Below are 1,370 nucleotides of genomic sequence, written 5' to 3'. Positions count from 1 at the left end.
CTGAGGTTTTAGAAGAAGAAATAGTTCAGACGCTTTTAGATATAAAAGAAGGTAAATACTCAAATATTTTAGAAGATATAGATATAGAAAAAGAATGGAAGTTTTTAGAAGAAAAAAAACAACGTTCCGGACGATCCTCTACCTACCTGTCCAGTAAGCGGGAATTCTGGACTTATGGCGTAGCAGCTTCTATAGTATTATTAATCTCAATAACCTTTGTATTTAATCAAACAAACCAAAGCCCCGACTTCGAAGCCCCTATCATTGTAAATAACAATATCGAATCAGGCAGTGACAAAGTCATCCTAACCTTAGAAGACGGTTCCGAAGTCGTTTTAGAAAAAGGAACAGCTTACCAAACGACCAATCTAACCAGTAACGGACAAGAAATAATATACACAACCAGCAACCAACAACCGGGCCAAGCGTCAAAAAATAGTCCAGTGGACTATTTTAGCGAAGGGACCAGTAGGCGCACGGCATATAACACGCTAACCATCCCCAGAGGCGGTCAATTCTATATCCTATTATCCGATGGTACCAAAGTTTGGTTGAATTCCGAATCCCAATTAAAATACCCTGTAGCATTCAATGAAGGAGAAACTCGTCAGGTAGAACTGGTGTATGGCGAAGCCTATTTTGATGTATCACCCAGTACAAACCATAAAGGCGCAAATTTTAAAGTATCCCATAGTAGCCAAGATGTAGAAGTTTTAGGCACTGAGTTTAATATCAAAGCCTATAAAGGTGATACAAATATCTATACCACATTGGTAGAAGGTAAAGTGGCAGTAAGCAGTGCCTCTATAAAACAAAACTTAGTACCCAACCAACAATCAAATCTAGATTTGCAAACAAATAAGATGGTAATTAGAATTATAGAAGTTAGTAATATCATTTCTTGGAGAGATGGCATTTTTGATTTCGAAGGCGAATCATTAAAAGAGATTATGAAAGTATTATCACGTTGGTATGATATGGATATCGTATTCACAAATAAAGACCTTGGGGAAGAAAAATTTATAGGGTCTTTTAATAAAAGCCTCCCTATAGAGGAGATTTTATCATCAATTAAAAACACCAATATTATTAAAAATTATGAAATTAATAATAAAACGATCACACTCAATTAACTAACAATTAACTAATCCTAAAATATTATGAAAAAAATTACGATTTTATTTGCAATACTAACATTTGCTTTTAATGTAGCCAATGCGCAAACTATTTTTGATTTTGAGAGTGCTACAGGAGGTAGTGGTGATGATATCACCGAGACCAAAGATGATATTACATTAACCTTAACCGGATCCCCTACTCTTGGGATAGGTACGGGAGGTTCTTTTGGTTCAACAGGTCAGATTGTTAGA

Annotated in this window: 2 protein-coding genes; both read left to right on the top strand. The window is 35.5% G+C overall.

What is annotated here, in order from left to right; translation table 11 throughout:
- The coding region (locus Q4Q35_RS09495) for a FecR family protein (RefSeq protein ID WP_303277735.1) at window positions 1-1,133 on the top strand (1,133 nt) is incomplete at its 5' end.
- 27 nt (window positions 1,134-1,160) lie between these two features.
- On the top strand, window positions 1,161-1,370 hold a 210-nt coding region (locus Q4Q35_RS09490; RefSeq protein WP_303277734.1), incomplete at its 3' end, for a hypothetical protein.

This window comes from Flavivirga aquimarina (assembly GCF_030540835.1).
In the GTDB taxonomy this organism is placed as follows: domain Bacteria; phylum Bacteroidota; class Bacteroidia; order Flavobacteriales; family Flavobacteriaceae; genus Flavivirga; species Flavivirga aquimarina.
The sequence above is the reverse complement of the archived record's forward strand: the minus strand, read 5'-3'. Positions and strand labels throughout refer to the sequence as shown.